18 protein-coding genes, 1 pseudogene and 2 riboswitches are annotated in these 18,839 nt (G+C 44.8%); of the genes and pseudogenes, 17 read left to right on the top strand and 2 right to left on the bottom strand.

Annotated elements, in window-relative coordinates:
• The first annotated feature begins 9 nt into the window (after positions 1–9).
• From LJE72_RS16125 to LJE72_RS16100, 6 genes and pseudogenes are all read left to right on the top strand, one after another.
• Positions 10–1,050, top strand: a complete 1,041-nt coding sequence (locus LJE72_RS16125) for a FecCD family ABC transporter permease (RefSeq protein ID WP_229248883.1) — start codon at positions 10–12, stop codon at positions 1,048–1,050.
• Positions 1,047–1,826 (top strand): ABC transporter ATP-binding protein, encoded by a 780-nt coding sequence (locus tag LJE72_RS16120; protein ID WP_229248811.1) that lies wholly within the window; start codon positions 1,047–1,049, stop codon positions 1,824–1,826. The genes LJE72_RS16125 and LJE72_RS16120 overlap by 4 nt, the downstream gene beginning before the upstream one ends.
• A 121-nt stretch (positions 1,827–1,947) precedes the next feature.
• A complete protein-coding gene (locus LJE72_RS16115) occupies positions 1,948–2,301 on the top strand; it encodes a NifB/NifX family molybdenum-iron cluster-binding protein (RefSeq protein ID WP_229248810.1) in 354 nt (117 codons plus the stop codon).
• A gap of 251 nt (positions 2,302–2,552) precedes the next feature.
• A pseudogene (locus LJE72_RS16110) lies at positions 2,553–2,729 on the top strand (metallophosphoesterase); the annotation flags it as partial.
• Between the two features lie 11 nt (positions 2,730–2,740).
• Complete coding sequence (locus LJE72_RS16105; protein WP_229248809.1) at positions 2,741–3,760, top strand: PstS family phosphate ABC transporter substrate-binding protein; 1,020 nt, start codon at positions 2,741–2,743, stop codon at positions 3,758–3,760.
• 483 nt (positions 3,761–4,243) lie between these two features.
• Entirely contained in the window at positions 4,244–4,465 is a 222-nt protein-coding gene (locus LJE72_RS16100; protein ID WP_229248808.1) for a hypothetical protein, read from the top strand.
• 35 nt (positions 4,466–4,500) lie between these two features.
• On the opposite strand, the gene LJE72_RS16095 is transcribed toward LJE72_RS16100, so the two are convergent.
• Together LJE72_RS16095 and LJE72_RS16090 are read right to left on the bottom strand one after the other, a co-directional pair.
• The gene (locus LJE72_RS16095) at positions 4,501–5,322 is read right to left on the bottom strand and encodes a class I SAM-dependent methyltransferase (RefSeq protein WP_229248807.1); all 822 of its coding nucleotides are present in this window, start codon (positions 5,320–5,322) and stop codon (positions 4,501–4,503) included.
• A gap of 4 nt (positions 5,323–5,326) precedes the next feature.
• On the bottom strand, positions 5,327–5,857 hold the full coding sequence (locus LJE72_RS16090; RefSeq protein WP_229248806.1) for an FmdE family protein: 531 nt from the start codon (positions 5,855–5,857) through the stop codon (positions 5,327–5,329).
• A gap of 309 nt (positions 5,858–6,166) precedes the next feature.
• Between LJE72_RS16090 and LJE72_RS16085 the strand changes: the two genes are divergently transcribed.
• From LJE72_RS16085 to LJE72_RS16035, 11 genes are all read left to right on the top strand, one after another.
• Complete coding sequence (locus LJE72_RS16085; protein ID WP_229248805.1) at positions 6,167–6,655, top strand: hypothetical protein; 489 nt, start codon at positions 6,167–6,169, stop codon at positions 6,653–6,655.
• 189 nt (positions 6,656–6,844) lie between these two features.
• Positions 6,845–7,035: riboswitch (cobalamin riboswitch) on the top strand.
• 265 nt (positions 7,036–7,300) lie between these two features.
• On the top strand, positions 7,301–8,116 hold the full coding sequence (locus LJE72_RS16080) for a class I SAM-dependent methyltransferase (protein WP_229248803.1): 816 nt from the start codon (positions 7,301–7,303) through the stop codon (positions 8,114–8,116).
• A 20-nt stretch (positions 8,117–8,136) separates the two neighbouring features.
• The gene (locus LJE72_RS16075; RefSeq protein WP_229248801.1) at positions 8,137–9,750 is read left to right on the top strand and encodes an ABC transporter substrate-binding protein; all 1,614 of its coding nucleotides are present in this window, start codon (positions 8,137–8,139) and stop codon (positions 9,748–9,750) included.
• Positions 9,751–9,753: 3 nt separating this feature from the next.
• The gene (locus LJE72_RS16070; protein ID WP_229248799.1) at positions 9,754–10,746 is read left to right on the top strand and encodes an ABC transporter permease; all 993 of its coding nucleotides are present in this window, start codon (positions 9,754–9,756) and stop codon (positions 10,744–10,746) included.
• Positions 10,736–11,653: an ABC transporter permease subunit gene (locus tag LJE72_RS16065; RefSeq protein ID WP_396391255.1), complete on the top strand. Its 918-nt coding sequence runs from the start codon at positions 10,736–10,738 to the stop codon at positions 11,651–11,653. The genes LJE72_RS16070 and LJE72_RS16065 overlap by 11 nt, the downstream gene beginning before the upstream one ends.
• A gap of 13 nt (positions 11,654–11,666) precedes the next feature.
• Positions 11,667–13,367, top strand: a complete 1,701-nt coding sequence (locus tag LJE72_RS16060) for a dipeptide ABC transporter ATP-binding protein (RefSeq protein WP_229248797.1) — start codon at positions 11,667–11,669, stop codon at positions 13,365–13,367.
• Positions 13,368–13,608: 241 nt separating this feature from the next.
• Positions 13,609–13,791: riboswitch (cobalamin riboswitch) on the top strand.
• Between the two features lie 175 nt (positions 13,792–13,966).
• Entirely contained in the window at positions 13,967–14,383 is a 417-nt protein-coding gene (locus LJE72_RS16055; protein ID WP_229248795.1) for a hypothetical protein, read from the top strand.
• A gap of 193 nt (positions 14,384–14,576) precedes the next feature.
• Positions 14,577–14,759, top strand: a complete 183-nt coding sequence (locus LJE72_RS16050; protein WP_229248794.1) for a hypothetical protein — start codon at positions 14,577–14,579, stop codon at positions 14,757–14,759.
• Between the two features lie 422 nt (positions 14,760–15,181).
• Entirely contained in the window at positions 15,182–16,306 is a 1,125-nt protein-coding gene (locus tag LJE72_RS16045) for an iron ABC transporter substrate-binding protein (protein ID WP_229248793.1), read from the top strand.
• A 16-nt stretch (positions 16,307–16,322) separates the two neighbouring features.
• Positions 16,323–17,402, top strand: a complete 1,080-nt coding sequence (locus tag LJE72_RS16040; RefSeq protein ID WP_229248792.1) for a FecCD family ABC transporter permease — start codon at positions 16,323–16,325, stop codon at positions 17,400–17,402.
• The gene (locus LJE72_RS16035; RefSeq protein WP_229248791.1) at positions 17,399–18,151 is read left to right on the top strand and encodes an ABC transporter ATP-binding protein; all 753 of its coding nucleotides are present in this window, start codon (positions 17,399–17,401) and stop codon (positions 18,149–18,151) included. Before LJE72_RS16040 ends, LJE72_RS16035 begins: the two co-directional genes overlap by 4 nt.
• The last annotated feature ends 688 nt before the right edge of the window (positions 18,152–18,839 follow it).

The following is an 18,839-nucleotide window of genomic DNA, read 5'->3' as shown; positions in this document are numbered from 1 at the left end:
TGGGATTTGATGGAGCATAAACTAAAAACTAAACGAAGGGTATGGATGACTGGCCTTATCGCTCTGCTCCTTGTGTCCCTTGTGTTAAGTGTTATGATTGGTTCAGTCAATTTACCCTTTGTATTATCGTTGAAAATTCTTCTCAGCCACCTCCCACTGGTTGATCTGGCTCCCTCTTGGTCATTGGCCCAAGACGCTATTGTCTGGGACTTGCGCCTTCCACGGGTTTTCTTGGCTATGGTTATTGGGGCTATGCTTTCTTCGACAGGGGTTGCCTTTCAAGGCATGTTGCGCAATCCCCTTGCCGACCCCTATATCCTGGGTGTATCGGTGGGGGCGGCTTTTGGGGCAGCTTCATCAATTCTCTTTTTCCGGGATTTAACCCTACTTGGATACTTCACAACTCCGATTTTTGCGTTTATAGGTGCCTTACTTTCTCTCTGGTTCGTTATGTCACTGGCCAGTCATCATGGCCAACGGGACCGAGAAACGTTAATCCTGGCAGGAGTCGTTGTTCAATCGTTAATTGGTGCCGCTATCTCCTTTTTGATTGCCATTTCCGGACAACAAATGCAACAAATTGTGTTCTGGATGATGGGAAGCCTGGCCAACCGTACCTGGCTTGACGTGGCCATGCTTACCCCGTATATGCTTGTCGGTTTCGTCTACTTATCTCTCCAGCAGCGCGACCTCAACCTCATTTCTTTGGGAGAAAGCGCTGCGACTCATTTGGGGATGGAGGTTGAGAAGAAGAAAATCCAAATTTTAATTGCGGGGTCCTTACTAACAGCTGCTGCTGTTTCTGTTGTCGGAATCATAGGATTTGTGGGTCTTATTGTACCCCATCTTATGCGTTTAATAGTGGGCCCTGATCATCGTATCTTATTGCCTTTATCCACCCTGGCCGGGGCAATTTTCTTGCTTTGGGCAGATACCGTGGCTCGCAGCATCATTCCTTCGCGAGAAATTCCGATCGGAGTTATCACTGCCTTTATCGGAGCACCCTTCTTTGCCTACTTACTAAAGAAGGGATTGAGGAGGCAGGTATGAACCTTTTTGACGTATCACAAGTTCAGCATCATTTTGAGACTAATTCCGTTCTGGAAAATATTAGTTTTCAAGTGAAAGTCGGAGAGATCTTTGGGATTATCGGTCCGAACGGCAGTGGCAAATCCACGCTTATTCGGACCATGAGTGGCTTACTAAAACCCAGTCAAGGAGAAATCCTCTTCTATAATAAAGCGATCGGTTCGTACAAAAAACGAGACCTTGCAAAACTCATCGCCGTGTTAGAGCAAGAAGGGATCCCTCCTCTATCCTTCACCATCGAAGAGGTCGTTGCTATGGGGCGTTATCCGTGGTTGAAGCCCCTTGCGGACCTATCTCATCTAGACGAACAGATTATCGAAGATGTTCTTAAAAACCTAAACCTTTGGAAAATAAAGAGCCAAGCGGTTAGTGCTCTGAGCGGCGGTCAGCGTCAAATGGTTTCCTTAGCAAGAGCCATGGTTCAGCAGCCAAAAGTATTAATCCTGGATGAACCGACCACGTTCTTAGATATCGGGCATCAAATGCTCGTGATGGACCACGTTCGAGAGTGGCACCAATCCCAGGGCATCACCATCATTATGGTCTTGCATGATTTAAATCTTGCCAGTCAATACTGTGACCGCCTTCTCCTCTTAGATAAAGGCTACGTTCAAAGCTATGGGAAAATTCACGACGTATTAAAACCAGAAACCATTTCGACTGTTTATAAAACCGAAGTTATTATGATTGAACACCCTGTGCAGCATGTACCCCAATTTTTGCTCACCAGTCAATAGTACGGGGTCATAGCTCCCGTGGTTTTGACTGTTGGGGCAGTCGCTCCCTTTCTCAGGGCTCCGCTCTATCTCTTGGTGAAGGGAGATCATTTCTATTTAGAAGACAAATGGAGGGATAACAGTGAATATTGCAGTTGCGGCAGATGGTGAAAGTTTAGAGAGTCAAGTATCGGAGAAATTTGAACTATGCTTGTACATGTTAATTGTTAATATGAATGATTTAACTGTGACTATTATAAAAACGGAAGAATTATCAGGAACTTCACCTGAAGAAAATCTCGCTCGAAAAGTATTAGAGTATAACTGTGAAGCTGTGATTACAGGAAATATTAAGCAAACGGCATTTAATATACTTGCAGATGCTCAAGTAACAAGATATTTTGGATTTGGACATTCAGTAAAGGATGCACTTGAATTATCCGAAAATAGGTTATTGAACATAATTAAGGATGAGTGTAGGAGTCATCATCATTAAACTAACTCTCAATGAATGCGGCAGAGATTTTATTGCCACCGCAGACTGTTGGCATGGCGGTGCCGATCTGGCGATTTCGAGTATCCTTCTTCATATGCTGGTTAAGGGCATGTTGGTATATTTATTGCGATGCGGAAGGCCTTATATTCATATAGGGCCAGTCGCTCTCATGGAGGATTTGGAAGGAAAGAGGGAACTGTTCAGCTGTTCAAAAAATGGATCTGAATAAAAGACTAGAGAGGGTACTGTTTTCATTGGTTGGTGCAGTGATAGCGCCGGGGCAAGGATTTTTCCCTGAGTTTGATTACGGCCAATTTACTTCCGGTTCTACGAAAATGATTATTAATGGTGGTTTAGGAGAAAGCGTTTTACCGATTAGGTTTTACAATAGACCGGAAATTGTACTGGTGACATTAGTTTCTACCTAAGAAAGTCGAGGATGCATATGCAGAGAATCATTAGTCTGATAGTGGCCATCTTAATGCTGCTGACCCTTTGTGCCTGTTCCATCATCGGCACTACCGAAGTGCAACAGCCAACACTGCCCCCTAACACAACACAGCCTGCTCCTAATGGCAATACTGACAGCACAATGACGACCAGGGCCGCGACCCTTGGTATTACTGCTAAGAATTATCCGATAATTGACGGATCAACTTCTACACTCTCCATCGTGCAGGCTGTATACCGGGCTATGTATGGCGAGGAGGGGGCCAATACAGACGGATATCCCACAAAGGCATCGAAAACCGTACCCTCCTATCGTCTTTTGATTGAAGGGAAGGTGGATGTGATCTTCGTACCCTATGCCTCTGCCGATGTACTGGAGGAGGCGGAGAATGCAGGCGTGGAACTGGAATTCCACAAGGTTGCCGCCGAGGCTTTGATATTTATCACCTCCGCTGAGAATACAGCGGAATCCATAACATTGGAGCAAATCAGAGAAATATATCTGAACTATGGGATTACCAACTGGAGTAAGCTGGGAGGGCCGGATAGAAAACTTATTCCTATTTGCCGTAATTCCGACAGCGGAAGCCAGTCTCAAATGGACAATCTGATCCTAAACAATCAGGAAATGCACCCCAAGATTCAGCATAATTATGTAGAGCTTACTATGGAGGGAATGCTGGAGCAGGTGGCGTTTTACCATAAAGGCGGTTTGTCAGGGAGCCCGACCAACAGCTATGCATTGGGCTACACCCTCTATACTTACCTGCAGCAGATGAATGAAGTAACTGGCATCGGCGAGCGTCTGAAAATCCTCTCATTTAATGGAGTACCGCCCACAGCTGAGAATATTGCGCAGGGCAATTATCCCCTGGCCGACGGCTATTACGCGGTCTTTCGCTCCGACCTGTCGAAGGATCACAGCGCCCGGGCGGTTATCACCTGGCTTCAAGGAACAGATGGCGCAGAGACCATAGAAAGACTTGGACTGATTCCCTGTGCTGAATAAGCATAATTTGTATTTTAGGTGCCCCATTCCCCATGCTGATACAGATCCTTGGCTTCCTTCAGTCACCGGGGCGATCTCAGTGGCGTTGGCAGGCTCTTTACGTAGCAGGTCAAATTCGCCTACGTGGGCGAATTTGACCTGCTACGTGAAGGAGAAATGCAGTCAAAACGCGAGCCGGATTGCTGGATATATGGTGGAAAGGCTTAAAGAGTAGCCGCCTGTTCCCACGGCGGTTTGCCTAACAGAGGGTTTGCAACATCGGAGAGAATATGAAGGTAGTAACCCGACGTCGCAAACCCTCTGGACGTTATAAGCTTAATCATGTCGGAGCTTTTCTTTGGAGAAGTAAAAAAGAGGTTGATTGAGGAGAAAATTTATTATGACTAAGGATAACCAACAATTGTTAAAGTATTTGGGTATTGTATTCCTTCGCAGTTGTATAAAAAGCGAAGGAAGATAATTTGTATTTTATGGAGGTTCGTTATGAAAAGAAAGAAACTGCTACTGGCTGCTTTTATCAGCTGCCTGCTTGTGATCGTTTTTCCAACACCCTCCTATGCCGATATGGGTCCGAAAGATGAACCGACAGTTTATGTGGAAAACCCTCCGAATCAAGTTTATTATTTGGATTTATTGACGCAGAACAGCAGTAGTTATTTTGAATATCATTTCTTAGATAAAAATGGTGAAGAACTTTGGCCATAAACTATTATCAATCTGAAAGCAAAACAATTCACAAATCAGACATTCCAATAGATCCAAGCAGTTTTTGTCTGAACCCTCTCTCTCACAAATCCATCAGGAGAGATATGTTCGAGATAATTCTTAATTAGCTTGTTTTGATCATCAGCGGGGCCATTTTTAAGTTCGAAAAGTGTGCCATAATAACTATGTGCTTCTTCGAGTGAGCGGACATGCTCTCGATCAGTATCCACATAGGTAATGTGGGGATGATACCCCATTAGCCAAAGAATATTAAAAATACAGTAGACTGTATTAACATAAAATTTTGGATCTTTAAGCTGAAGGATTTCCGCGCGAATAACGTCCTGAACAGAGTCGGAACGACTCACAAAATTAGACAAAAAACAGTAGCCCTTACTGGCAGCGATCATCTTTTCCAGGGTGACTTGATCATGAATTCCTGGGCTGTTGATGGCTGTAACTAAGTCAAATCGTTTTTTCCAACCGTATTCCTCAAGGTTGACGTCATCCCAATTTAAGTTTTTAAAGGAGATATTGGTCAGGTTGGCGGCGGCAGCATTTTCATGGGCATGGTCCAGCATTTTAGAGGATATGTCCAGGCCGGTAACGTCACGGGATGTCTTAGCAAATTCAACGGCAAATCCTCCCGGGCCGCAACCTATGTCCAGAACACTGCTGTTTTTAGCAAAAAGATTATGATCAGACATGAATCCAAGCATTTTCCCAATTCGTTGGTCAGAAGTTTTTGGGGAAACTAATTTATTGAACTCATCGGCCCGATTGTCCCAAAAGGCCGTCGCTGAGGCCCTGGCAACCTTTCCTTCGCTCCACAGATCGGCGTAATATTGTATATCCATCTCTTTACCACCCTCTCGAATAGTCCTTGAAGCAGTCCAGGCACACTTTTTTGCCGTCATTGATTCGCATCTTGTGCTCGGGAGCTCCTTCTCCGCAATTCTCACAAATTACGGTAGTAAAGAGTCTGGCCTTTTCGGGCAAATCAAAGGACGGCTTGGAGAAGTTAAAAAGTTCTTCGGCAGGTGAGTTCAGAAGGTATTCTTGACGTTGCCGGCGATCCATTTCTTCATTTAAAGGCTTTACTATCATTCTCAGGCTTTCGCCATTGGAGCGGTTAAAAAAGCTGAAGGCCATTTTGCCTGTGCCTTTGTACAAAAGATTCCCCTTTCCAAAAGTACAGCCCGTAATTACCTGTACAGCATCAACTCCGCAAGCGTCGTTTTCAGTGACACAGACAATTTCTTCATCCGCAGAAAACCGAATACCCAGCTTCTTAATGGCTGCTTCACAAGCTTTATAGCCGATCGCCAGACCTGGGCACTCATGTCCGTGAAATTCTACCGCTTTTTCCCACAATGTTTGCACTCTACACATAAATTCAATCCCCCTTTTTACTTTATAAAAAAATTAAAAAAGACCAAGAGAAAACTGACCTATCAAAGTCAGACCTCCATGGTCTTTACCAACATCTTCATGATCTTGGGAGCTTAGATACAGTTATCTTCTACAACAGCTCCTGAATTCCTGCTAGACATATGTCCGAAATAAATAAATTAAGTAGATTTTGTCTCGGAGACAAAATCAACAAGAAATGTCCGGATAGAGAATCGGGCATGGCACGCCGCCTGATAGACTATGGCCCAAGCCCGAATATAAACATGTACGGAAGAAGAGGTGTCAGATTTGGAGAGAATTAGCAGCTTTGCAGTCTTAGCAATTTTATCATTACTTTTATTATTAGGATGTAATAGGGATGCAGAAGTCCTAACAACTGATAAAATAAATCCAATTGATAAATTACAAATAACAGAAATGATAATTGAGAATTCTAAAGTTGGTAACATAACAGTATCGGATAAAAATATTATTAATCAAACAATTATAGATTTAGCAAAAGTGAAGGTAGTAAAATTAAGCCCAGAGCAAGAAATTGCGCTAATGGATAACGGGGAAAGAGTATTACAAGAATCTACTTACATTATTACGCTGGAGAATGACTCTCATATAATAAAATCATCTGCGGTACTACTCTCAGAGAAGGAGTTAATCTTGAATGATGTCAAGACCATGTCAGGAAATGACAGAACGGTCTCATATCTTAATATAGATGATGAAGAAACATTGAAATATGTAAATAATCTTTATAACCTTCTTTTACGGCAAAAGGCCTAAGATTTACAGTATTTGATAAATCTAAAGGTGAGTGAATATACAGGGAAAAACATTCGTGGAAACAATAGGTTTGCGGAAGATATATGAGAATGACCAAGATACTTGCCTTGCCGAGTATTTCCCAGAAACTGTTTTCTGAAAAAATAGTTCGGACTATACATATTTTGTAGTTTTATGGTAAGATGAAATTAACTGAATATAGGGATAAGTGATTCTTTCTTGAGAGAAAGAATTGAAAAGGGAAGTCAGTGGAAGCTGACGCGGTACCCGCCACTGTAAAAGGGAGTCTTTTCACAAATGTCACTGGAAAGTATTTTTCGGGAAGACGTGAATAGATAATGATCTTAAGCCAGGAGACCTGCTTATGCCAAAGATCAAACTACCTACGGGATTGTTAGGGGGTGTGCCTGTGTTGTCAGGAGTGCTGTTGTTGCCTGATACGGATTAAGCTCTTAACCCTTCTATTGGTGAAGGGTTTTTTATTTTACTCTGAAAAAGAATACTTATTATTCTCTGCGGATGCTGCACAGCCCGACCCGAGTCTGCTTTTCATCATCTGTTGGCGCCGGAGCAGCGGCATGGGGGTCTAGGCAGAAAGTATAACTACCAGTTGGAAAATCAAACACCTAAAAGGAGATAAAATAAATGGATTTTGAGTATTTTGATAAGCTCTGGAGCAAGGACCAGGCTTCCATGGAAGAAAGCAGGATGGGGTGGGACTTTAGGGCCAAGGAGTTTAAGGAAAATAAGTCTCAGGAAATGGTCAGAAATGTTATCAAGTTCTTTATGGACAAAGGGATGCTTAATCAGGGGTATGATGTCATTGATATCGGCTGTGGGGCGGGGAAATATGCCCTGGAGTTCTCCAAAACAGCAAAAAGTGTGACAGCGCTGGATTTTTCCCCTAAGATGTTGGAATTGGCTCGACAAAATGCAGCGGAAGAAGGGGTAAGAAATGTAGAATTTTTAGAAATGCCTTGGGAAGGAATTGATATAGATGCCTTGGGCTGGAGAAAAAAGTTTGATTTTGCGGCGGCGATCATGAGTCCTGCTATTAACAGCAGAAAAAGCCTTGAGAAACTGATCAATGTTTCCAAGGGCTATTGCTTCATGAGCGGACACTTAGACAGACATGAACAGGTTAAAGAACAAATCGAAAAAGATGTCTTAAAGCGGGAGCCGAGGGTCATCGATTATGGCAGGAATGTGTACTGCAGCTTCAATAGCCTCTGGCAAGCCGGAATTTATCCGGAGCTGGCCTATTACGACATGAAAAGAGAAAATGTCCGGTCTCTTGAAGATGCTTTCAGCTATTACTGTTCTCAATTCCAAGGGAAAAATGAACTAAGCAGCGAGGAGAAACAGGAGATCAAGCAGTATTTGACGACAATCTCAGAGGGTGGAATTGTCAAGGATCGTTTCCAATCAAAAACTGTCTGGCTGTATTGGAAAAACAAGTAAATAAGGAGGAGATTACACATATGTGGAAAGGATATTTCAAAAAGCTTGCAGCAGTCACGTTAATTGCGGCAGTTACTCTTACTGCTGCCGGATGTGGGAAGCCTTTCGAATCGGCTTCGGCGGGGACTGACCCCACCTCCTCAGGATCTGCAAAAGTAGAGGTCCTAAACCTGCCTGGCGGGGATAATGGTTATCCCTCTCCCTTCACCCACAGCTCCAGGGGGCCGGGTTTTTCCAAGATGTGGTTGGTTTTTGACAGTCTGCTGGAACGAGGGGAGAAAGGCCCAATTTCCTGGCTTGCGGAGAAGTGGGAGATATCTTCTGACGGAAAGGAATACATCTTCACACTCCGGGACAATGTGCAATGGCAGGATGGACAACCTTTAACGGCAGAGGATGTAAAGTTCTCCTTTGAATACTTTGCCAAATATCCTCCCGTTGCTAATGAAACACTGATTGATGGAAAGAGCTTCATTGAGAAAATTGAGGTTTTGAATCCGAAAACCGTCAAAATAACCGTAGAATTTCCCTTGGCCGTGGCCCTTGGAAAGATAGGCGCGACCAGGATCATACCTGAACATATCTGGAAAGAGGTGACTGAGCCTCAGAAAAATATGACCAAGGAAGCCCTCATCGGCTCCGGCCCCTATGTCTTAAAAGAGTATGACAAAGAGCAGGGAATGTATAAATTTGAAGCCTTCCAAGAGTACTGGGGTCCCCAGCCGAGTGCGGAAGTGATCCGATTTTTGCCTATTTCTGCCTCCGGAAACTCTGCCGCCGCTAACAATATTGTGCTGGCCTTTGAACAAGGGGGCTTAGATATTGCCGAGATAACCCCGGATATTTTGGCGAAGTACCAAGACAAGCCGGACTATAAGGTCCTGGAGAATCCCTCCTTTTTCGGATATCGTTTGTTGCTCAATATGGAAAGACGAAGTGAATTAAAGGATTTGCAAATCCGCCAGGCTCTGGCCTATGCCATTGATGAGCAGGAATTAGCGGAGAAAGTGTTCCGAGGCGCGGCAGTACCGGCCAGTGCCGGTTACCTGTCTGCAGAGCACATCTGGTATAACCCCGAGGTGAAGAACTATGAATTCGATCTGGAGAAGAGCAAACAACTGCTGGCCGGGAAAACCCTGCGCTTCAAGCTGTTGCTTGGCAATTCTAATGAAGAAATCCGCATTGCCGAGCTGATGAAAATAAGTCTGGCTAAGGCAGGAATCGAGCTGGAGATTAAGAGCGTCGACACTAAAACAAGGGATGCCGCTGTTAAAAAAGATGACTATGAATTGGTTTTGAACAGCGGAGGGGGTTTAGGCAATGATGCGGATGTGCTGAGAACTGTCTATACCAGGGAAGCATCAGCCCCGGGTAGCGTCACAGGCATACCAGGGTACAGCAATCCCGAGCTTGAAAGGTTAGCCGAGGCTCAACTTTATGAAATGGATCAGCAAAAGAGGAAGGAGATCGTCCTCAAACTGCAGGAGCTCATTGCCCAGGAAATCCCTCTTCTTCCTCTGATCAACACTACCGGCTATGTAGTGTACAAGCCTGCCAAGTATGAGGGCTGGAAATACATGTTTGACCATCACAATGTTACCCACTCCAAAATATCCTTTGTTGATGTGAAATAGGCCATGAAAAAGAGGATGCTTTGGAAGTGGACGGAATATCTCATGACATTCCTGCTGATTATTACCCTGAATTTTATGATTCCCCGGCTGATGCCGGGGGACCCCTTTACGTTCTTGTCTGCTGAGGAGGAGGGGCAGGTCTTTATTTCCTACAGCCAGGAGCAGATCGACAAGTATAAAGCCTATTACGGTCTGGATAAACCCCTTCCCGTCCAGTATGGACACTATTTGGTTAATCTTTGCCGGGGGGACATAGGGTACAGCATCTATTACAATGTAAGTGTCCTGGAGATGATTGGCAAGAGACTGCTCTGGACTGTGGGGATTGTGCTGGGAGCCATTCTGATCAGCACTGTGGCAGGGACGATGATGGGGGGGGGCTCCGCTTGGTACCGGGACAGTCTCTTGGACAAGTTATTATATTTTCTCATGATTACAATATCCGAGATACCTGCTTTTTTGGTGGGGATACTGCTGCTCTTCATACTCGCAGGTCAGTTCGGTTGGTTTCCCCTCTTTGGAGGCATGAGTTCCTTCGCCCAGTATGATACCTCTTTGGAAAGGGTCAAAGATATCCTTCACCATGCTTTTTTACCGGTTCTGACACTTTCACTCACCAGGGTCGGAGGGTTTTATCTTCTTTCCCGCAACAGTATGTTAGAAGTTCTGGCCAAGGATTACATGCGGACAGCCAGGGCTAAAGGCTTAGCAAGAGTTCGGATTATTTTTCGTCATGCTCTGAAGAATGCTCTCCTGCCTGTGATTACCCGAGTCTTTCTCAGTTTGGGTGCTATGTTTGGCGGTGCAGTTCTGGTGGAAAACGTTTTCAGCTATCCCGGACTTGGCCGTTTGATGAGGGAAGCTGTCATGCTTCGGGATTATGTATTGATTCAAGGGATCTTTTTATTTGTGGCTGTATTGGTGTTGAGCATGAATCTGCTGGCGGATACTGTTTATAAGAAATTGGATCCCAGGGTGAATTATTATGATGGATAAAAAAATGCTGAACAGTAATTTGCCTATGATCAATACCGGCTCTGAGCATGGTCAGAGTAAGTTTGCCGGATTACATTTACTGGTGAGGGCTGTGAAAAAATTCTCGCCAATAGGCAAGGCCGCTCTTGTTGTAGCCGCTATAATCGTCATGATGGGTATTTTTGCGGAGCATTTATCCCTGTTTTCCAACAATCTCCCTTCAGGTTATGCCCTGGAAGCCCCGGGAAAAAGCCATTGGCTGGGGACAGATGACCTGGGAATTGATCTCTGGGCCCAGATTTGCTATGGAGCAAGGGTAAGCCTTATGGTAGGGTGGGGGACAGCACTATTGGCGGGAGTAGGAGGAAGCCTGATTGGCGTTGTTTCGGGTTACGCCGGAGGGACTGTCGATAAAGTGATCATGCGCCTTACGGATTTGATCATTGTTTTGCCTGAGCTGCCTATGATGATTGTGTTGGGTGCTTTTTTTGGTCCCAGTCTGAAGAATGTTATCTTGGTGCTGGCCCTTTTTTCCTGGACAGAACCCGCCAGGATTGTGCGTTCCAAAATTCTGTCTATCAAGCAGGAGCACTATGTCAGAGCGGCAAAGAGCTATGGTGCAGGTGTCTGGCACTTGATAAGAGTGCATTTTTTGCCAAGCCTTCTGCCCTTAGTCCTGGTAAGCATGATTCGCCTGATGGGAAGAGCCATAGTGGCTGAAGCCGGACTGGCCTTTCTCGGTCTCGGAGATCCTCTGTCCAAAAGCTGGGGCCTTATTCTTAATCATGCCATTAACTTTAAGGGAATTTACTTCACAGAATTTTGGAAATGGTGGGTTGTGAGTCCCATCACGGCAATTAGCTTGATGGTAGTCTCCATCGCCTTTATCGGCAGGGAACTGGAGAAACTGGTCAATTCAAAGATGTGAGGGGATAATTAGTTTGAAAAAATCAGTTTTAAAGGTCGAGAATCTGTCGGTTCATTATAAAACCGACAGTGACAAAGTATTAGCAGTGGAGAGTGTCAGCTTTTCTCTGGAAGAAGGAAGCTGTCTGGGGATTATCGGTGAGTCAGGCAGCGGCAAAACCTCAGCCGCCATGGCCATCATGGGTCTTTTGAGCAAAAAGGCAGAGATTTCCGGGCAGGTTTGTTACTGTGATAGAGAGCTGGGCGGTCTCTCTGAACAGGAATGGCAGCAATACCGCTGGAACAAGATAGCTATGGTCTTCCAGAACGGTCTGGATGTGTTGAATCCTGTCCTTACGGTGCAGGAGCAAATCTATGAATGTCTAAGACGGCATACTGAGCTTTCCAAACAGGAGGCTAAGGACAGAGTAGCCGGGCTTCTGGAGATGACAGGTCTGGATCCGGAGTGGGGTAAGCGTTATCCCCACCAGCTTTCCGGCGGAATGCGCCAGAGGGTATTGATTGCCATGGCCCTTTCCTGTGATCCTGAAGTGCTCCTTGTGGATGAACCTACATCCGCTTTGGATGCTGTGGCCAAGGATGAAATTATTACACTGCTGGCAAAGCTTAACAAGGAACGACGCTTGGCTATGCTTGTTGTTTCCCATGAAATCCCGGTAATCATGAAACTGACCGCTAAGGTGGCTGTGATGTATGCAGGGCATATTGTGGAAGAGGGCATTACCAAGGATGTGATCAAAAATCCCCAGCATCCTTATACCCGTGGCTTGCTCTACTCCTCCCCTTCCCTCAACCCCTATCGTGACTTATGGGGCATACCCGGAGAAACGGGCAGCAGCAGGAAAGAACAATGTTGTTTTTATGGAAGGTGTAATCAAAAGCTGGAGCTTTGCAGGATAAAGGCTCCTTTGCTGGAATACATCTGGGTAGAGAGAAAGGTGGCCTGCAACCAAGGGGGGATTGTGACCCTGCTTCAGGGCCAGGGAATCTGCAAAAACTATGAATTTAAGGGTGAGAGGGTGAAGGCCTGCGCTAACTGTGAAATTAAGATTCGCTCGGGAGAAATAGTGGCTTTGATCGGGGAATCCGGCTCGGGAAAGACTACCTTAGCCAGTATCTTAGCCGGGATCGGCTTACCCGATGAAGGGGAAGTTCAGTTCCTGGGAAACAGAGTGCAAGGCAACAATTTCACCTCCCGCATCAAGGGAATACAGATGGTCTTTCAGGATCCCTTTTCCGCAGTCAATGAGCATTTGACCGTCGGGCAGGCGGTGAGAGAGCCTTTGGATATATTGAGGGTGGGGAGCAAGGAAGAACGCAGAATGGCAGTCCTTAAGGCTTTGCAAGATGTGCAGTTGCCGGGAGATGAGCTGTTCCTCGACAGAAGATGCCATAGGCTCAGCGGTGGACAGCGGCAGAGAGTAGCTATAGCCAGAAGTTTGGTTATGGAGCCCAAACTCTTGATTGCCGACGAAATAAGTTCCATGCTGGATTCTTCTACTCAGGCTAATGTCTTAAGATTGCTGAAGGGATTACAGAATTCCTTAGGGTTTTCTATGTTGTATGTGACCCATGACCTGGCTTTGGCTCGTAAAATTGCGGACAGGGTGTACGTCATGCAGAGGGGGAGGATCATCGAACACGGGACGATTGCAGATGTATTCAGTTCGCCCAAAGAGAAGTACACTTGCAAACTGGTTCAGAGGATGACTTAAGGTGGATAATTGTAACTAGTAAGAAAAAACGACGAGGCTTTGGTGCTAAGCTTGTGTCTTTAAATGAATAAATCGAGGTGGAGGAACGAATGAGCACAATTAGATAAAGGAGGAGAGCTGGGATAAGGCCCATAGGTTTGTGCTATGGGTCTGCTTAATTGTGCGGCTTTTGAGACTTTCAAAATATATTTAATAAAGCAGGGATTCCCAAGCTTTTGTAGAAGTAGCTAAGTATTGAATAACTTAATATGCGCGTAACGAGATACTTTCTGATGGAAGTATTAAAAAGGGAAGTCAGTTAATCTGACGCGGTCCCGCCACTGTGATAGTGAGCGGTCTTATATAATGTCACTGGGTAACCGGGAAGACATAAGGCGGCGATGAACTTAAGCCAGGAGACCTTGTTCGTTACAGATCAACACAGGAACCTACGGAAGATAGGGGAGGTGCCGTTTATGTCGGGAAGTCAGCGAATTCTGTCCGGCTAGCGAAGTCAACCATATCCCTTTACAGGTGTCTGTAAAGGGGTTTTTGTTTTCTTAGGAAAAGAGATTGAACGCAGATATGTGTAAATACAGAGTGTATGGGAGCGAATTGTTATGATTACAGCCACTGTTCATAGTTTAGAAGGTGTTGTCTGCAGACTGGGGTTAGACCCACTCACGGCTAACCGCTTTATGGAGGAGTGGTTACAAACTGCACACGAGGTTTCTTTTGAGGAGGCTAATGAGGTAGCTTGTATATTGAACAAAATGAAAGGATGTAAGTACTACTTAGCCCCAGATCCTACCCAAGAGGGTTATCAAGTCGTGCTGATCGTGAGGAAAAATCGAGTAATTACTGTTCTGACTCAGATAACTAATTCCTTTTACGGTGTACCTGAGGCTAAGACGGTGGATGGTACACGTATGATTAGGACATTAGGGGGAGAGATGTATGAAGACTATGGCAATTGGGTTAGACAACTTAGAAAAAGACGCGAAAAGTCTTTTAATAGAAAAAAACTCAGATTCTAAAAATGTCTTAATAATGAGTCCGAAAAATTTGTAAAGCAGGGGTTTCTAGATTTCTGGAGAAGTAATTATAATAGGCGAAATAATTAAAGAAATTTGACCATGGAGGTCTGACTTAAATACGAAGTCAACTTCATGGTCTTTTTTCTGGATTAAAGAGAAAGAAAGATTTTTTTCTTCTAAGGAGGCGTGAAATATGGGTCACCAAGATAAGCTACATGAGATTGAAAAGCGGAGGCAAGTGCTGCAGGATGCGCGAGAAGAGATCTTAGGGAAATTTATATCAGAAAGGGAACAGCGCTCTCAGTGGTTGGTTAAGCTTCTAGATATTGATGACGAACTTGAAGAATTGTCCCGTCAGCAAAGCAAGTTGATCTGATGAACAAGAGTTTTCAGCAAGGAACTAAAATTAAAAAAAAGTAATAAAAAAAGAAGGAATTTATAAATTAATGTAGAAACACCAATACTAAACAAAATACATTAAAAATTTGACCATGGAGGTCTGACTTCGATACGAAGTCAGCTTCTTGGTCTCTTTTTTTACTAAAATTGAGGGAGCGATGAAACCATGGAGAAACAAGTTCAAATGGATTGGGAGCGTTGTGTTGAGGTTCGGACGCGCTCGCGAACCGTCCAGCGAGCCAGCGGCGGAACTCGCAGACGCGTGCTGAATAGCGCTCCGCCCCAGAGCCCGACAGAAGATCGGCCCCTATCAGGATGTTTTTTTCAGAGTAGAATATACCTAAAATTCCCTTTGGCATGTTCTTGATGGGCAAATGCGATTTTGAGAGGATGAGTTCAATGAGAAAACTGACATTGCTACTTTTGATACTAATGACGTCCTTATTACTTTTAACGGGATGTGGAGGATCTGCAAGTACGAAGGAAGGGGGAACAATTCCGACCACAGCTCAGGTTCAAAAACAAAAAATTACGGATCTGGTCGGCAGAGAAGTTGAACTAGCGGTCCCGGTCCAACGGGTGGTGGCCATTGGACCGGGAGCGCTCCGGTTAGTGACTTATGCCGAAGGAGCGTCCATGGTGGTCGGGACCGAAGAGACTGAGAAGAAACCTAACCCAGGAAGATCCTACATGCTCGCTTATCCTGACTTGAAGAAACTACCCAGTATTGGGCAGGGAGGCCCGGACACTGCACCGAACGAGGAAAGTTTAGTCAGCGTTAAACCGGATGTGATTTTTGTCTGTACCCTTGTAGAAAAAGAGAAGGCTGATCAATTACAAGCCAAAACAGGTATTCCCGTAGTCGCTTTAAGCTATGGGGATTTGGCGACGTTTGGTGAAAATCTATATCGTTCCCTAAATATAATCGGCTCGATCATCGGCAAGGAGAAGCGGGCCCAAGACGTTGTTGCTTATCTTAAAGAAAATGAAAAGGATTTAGGAGAACGGACGAAGAGCCTTGCCGATGGGGACATAGCAAAAGTTTATGTAGGCGCTGTGAGCATGAAAGGAGCACATGGGATTGAAAGCACTCAGGCCCAATACCCTCCATTTAAGTATATTGGGGCAAGAAATGTCGTTGATGAAACAGGGAAAAATGGGACTGTTATGATCGATAAAGAAAAACTCATCAGCTGGGATCCGGATTTTTTGTTTCTTGATGCAGAGGGGTATGCACTAGTTACAGAAGATTATAAGAAAAAACCAGCTTTCTACCAATCCCTGCAGGCTTTGAAAAATGATCGAGTCTATAACTTGATTCCCTTTAATAACTATAACCCCAATATTGACACAGCATTTGCAGACGCCTATTACGCAGGAAAAATAATCTTTCCTGAACAGTTTAAAGACATCGATCCGATTAAGAAGAGTGATGAAATTTATCAGTTCCTGCTTGGTAAACCCCTGTATGCAGATATGGATAGGGATTTTGGCGGCTTCAAGAAGTTGGAGCTAGGAAAATGATATGAGGTGATTTGAGTTGGTTGGCAGTGAGACCGTGCCTGATGGTGGAGTAAACCATTATCTGAGATATACATGGAAGAAGAAATTAATTATGTTAGGTTTGTTGGCAATGACTGCAGTGCTGGCTCTTTATGCCATTAGTGCCGGTTCTGCTGAGCTTACGCCCTGGCAAGTGTTACTGACTTTACTCGGCCAAACTGAGGGGCATTCCCAGATTATTATATGGTCAATCCGTTTACCTCGGGTGTTGTCAGCTCTGGTGGCGGGGACAGGTTTGGCGGTTGCCGGTGCGGTTATGCAAAATATCCTCAGAAATCCCTTAGCATCCCCGACTACCATCGGTATTGCTCAAGGCGCAGCCTTCGGGGCTGCGCTGGCCATCATTGGCTGGGGAGCAGGTAGTTCTTCAAGCACAGGTGGAGGAGCGGTTCTGATTATTAACCCCTATATTGTCACTATTTCCGCCTTCGTGGGGGCTATGCTTTCGACCATGATCATTATTTTTCTGGCCCAATATAAGGGTGTGTCACCAGAGTCTATGGTGTTAGCTGGGTTTGCTTTAGGATTTTTCTTTTCGGCAGGCACCATGCTTTTACAGTATTTTACCAATGATGTTAATGTGGCTGCTATTGTCTTCTGGACCTTCGGCGACATTGGAAGAGCATCCTGGGGGGAGTTGGGGATTATGTCCTGTGTCGTCTTTGGCTCCTTGCTCTTTTTCTTGTTTAACCGCTGGAATTACAATGCTCTGGACAGTGGGGCAGAGACAGCCAAGGGTCTAGGTGTCAACGTGGAAAAAACGAGAAAGTGGGGGATGTTTTTCGCTTCTTTGATCACGGCTACAGTCGTTTCTTTTTTAGGAATCATGGCCTTCATTGGTCTCGTGGCTCCTCATCTTGTGAAGCGCTTGATTGGCGGGGACAATCGCTTCCTCATTCCTGCATCCGGGGTGGTGGGTGCTTTGCTGCTTCTGGCTGCGGATACTTTGGCCAGGCGGATCATCGCCCCTGTGGTCTTGCCTGTAGGAGCAGTAACCTCCTTTCTCGGGGCACCGCTCTTTCTCTATCTGCTGGTGAGGGGGTCTAAGTTGCGATGATCTTATCCGTCAAAGGAATCGAATTTAGTTACAGCTCCCGAACAATCTTGGATAAGGTGGGTTTTTCTGTGCAAAAAGGGGAGTTCCTCTCCATATTAGGGAACAATGGCGCTGGAAAATCCACGCTGCTCAAGACCTTAAACAAGATTTTGCTGCCGAAAAAGGGCAGTATTCTATTGGACAACCAGGAGGTGTCTGAGCTTAGTCGCTTGGCAATAGCTCTAAAGATGGCGTATGTCTCACAGCACTACGAGAGCAATCGCCAGACCGTCTTTGACGCTGTGCTTTTAGGTCGCAAGCCTCATATAAAGTGGGAGGCGACAGCGACAGATTTGGCGCTGGTGCAAGGAATATTGATAAAAACTGGTCTAAAGGAGTTTGCTCTACGCTACTTAGATGAACTGAGTGGAGGGGAACTGCAGAAAGTTGTGATTGCCAGGGCCTTGGCTCAGGAACCCGAGGTTCTCTTATTAGATGAACCAACCAGTAACTTGGATCTAAGAAATCAAATTGACGTGTTGAGAAGCATTCTGACCGCTGCCAAAGAGAAGAACATTGCAGTGGTTGCTGTGATGCACGATCTGAATCTGGCCTTGCGTTTCTCAGATAAATTTTTGTTATTGCAGAACACCAGGGTCTTTGCTGCGGGAGGATCGGAAGTGATGACGGCTGAAAATATCTCTCAGGCCTATGGGGTCTCTGTTAGTGTGGAGCGGGTACAGAACCAAATGGTTGTGATTCCAAGTTAAAGAATAAGTTCAAAGGGGTTGTCCTAAAACATAAAGCATAAAGCAAAAGCGTCCTCACTCCACTTCGATAGTGAAAGGAGGACGCTTTTGGATTGTTGTAACCACTTGGGATTTTGGAGGCTGAGTTGTCAACACAACCTCTTTTCATACTAGGAGCAACGTTTGGTTAGGCCAGACCCAATAACATTGTGACGGTCAGATCAAAATATCATCAGTCTGAAGTTGATAGCTCCCTAAGGATCCAAACTTTCTTTAGGGATTTTTGGTTGGCATTTTCGCAGGTAAGATGCAGTCAAAAGATTTTCAAGGGACTTTGGAGCGTCGAATTCATGTTGCGGACCTTTGGAAAGTCGTTACATAGCCTGTAGGCATTAATCACCTCCTTATAAAACAGAAAAGACCCTGGAGGAATAACTAGACTTAAAGTCTAGTCAAGACCTCCATGGTCTTTGATATTTAGCAATTTGTAGTTAGAGCATAGTATTCTACATAAATATTATTATTCCTTCTTCGGTTATAATAATTATTTTAAAAAATTATTTCAAAGACTTAAGAAGGGCCTACTTTATTTTTAGTGGACTTCCTAATGTTAATTTCCTAGATAGAGAGCAGGGTCATGTCTTTGATTTTGGACCTAGTAGGAAAACTTCCTAGGTGGTATCGGAGTTGTAAGAATTGTATTGACAAT

The organism is Desulfosporosinus shakirovi, assembly GCF_020595055.1.
GTDB lineage: Bacteria > Bacillota > Desulfitobacteriia > Desulfitobacteriales > Desulfitobacteriaceae > Desulfosporosinus > Desulfosporosinus shakirovi.
Note: the sequence above shows the minus strand (reverse complement) of the source record. Positions and strands in the feature narration are given on the sequence as shown.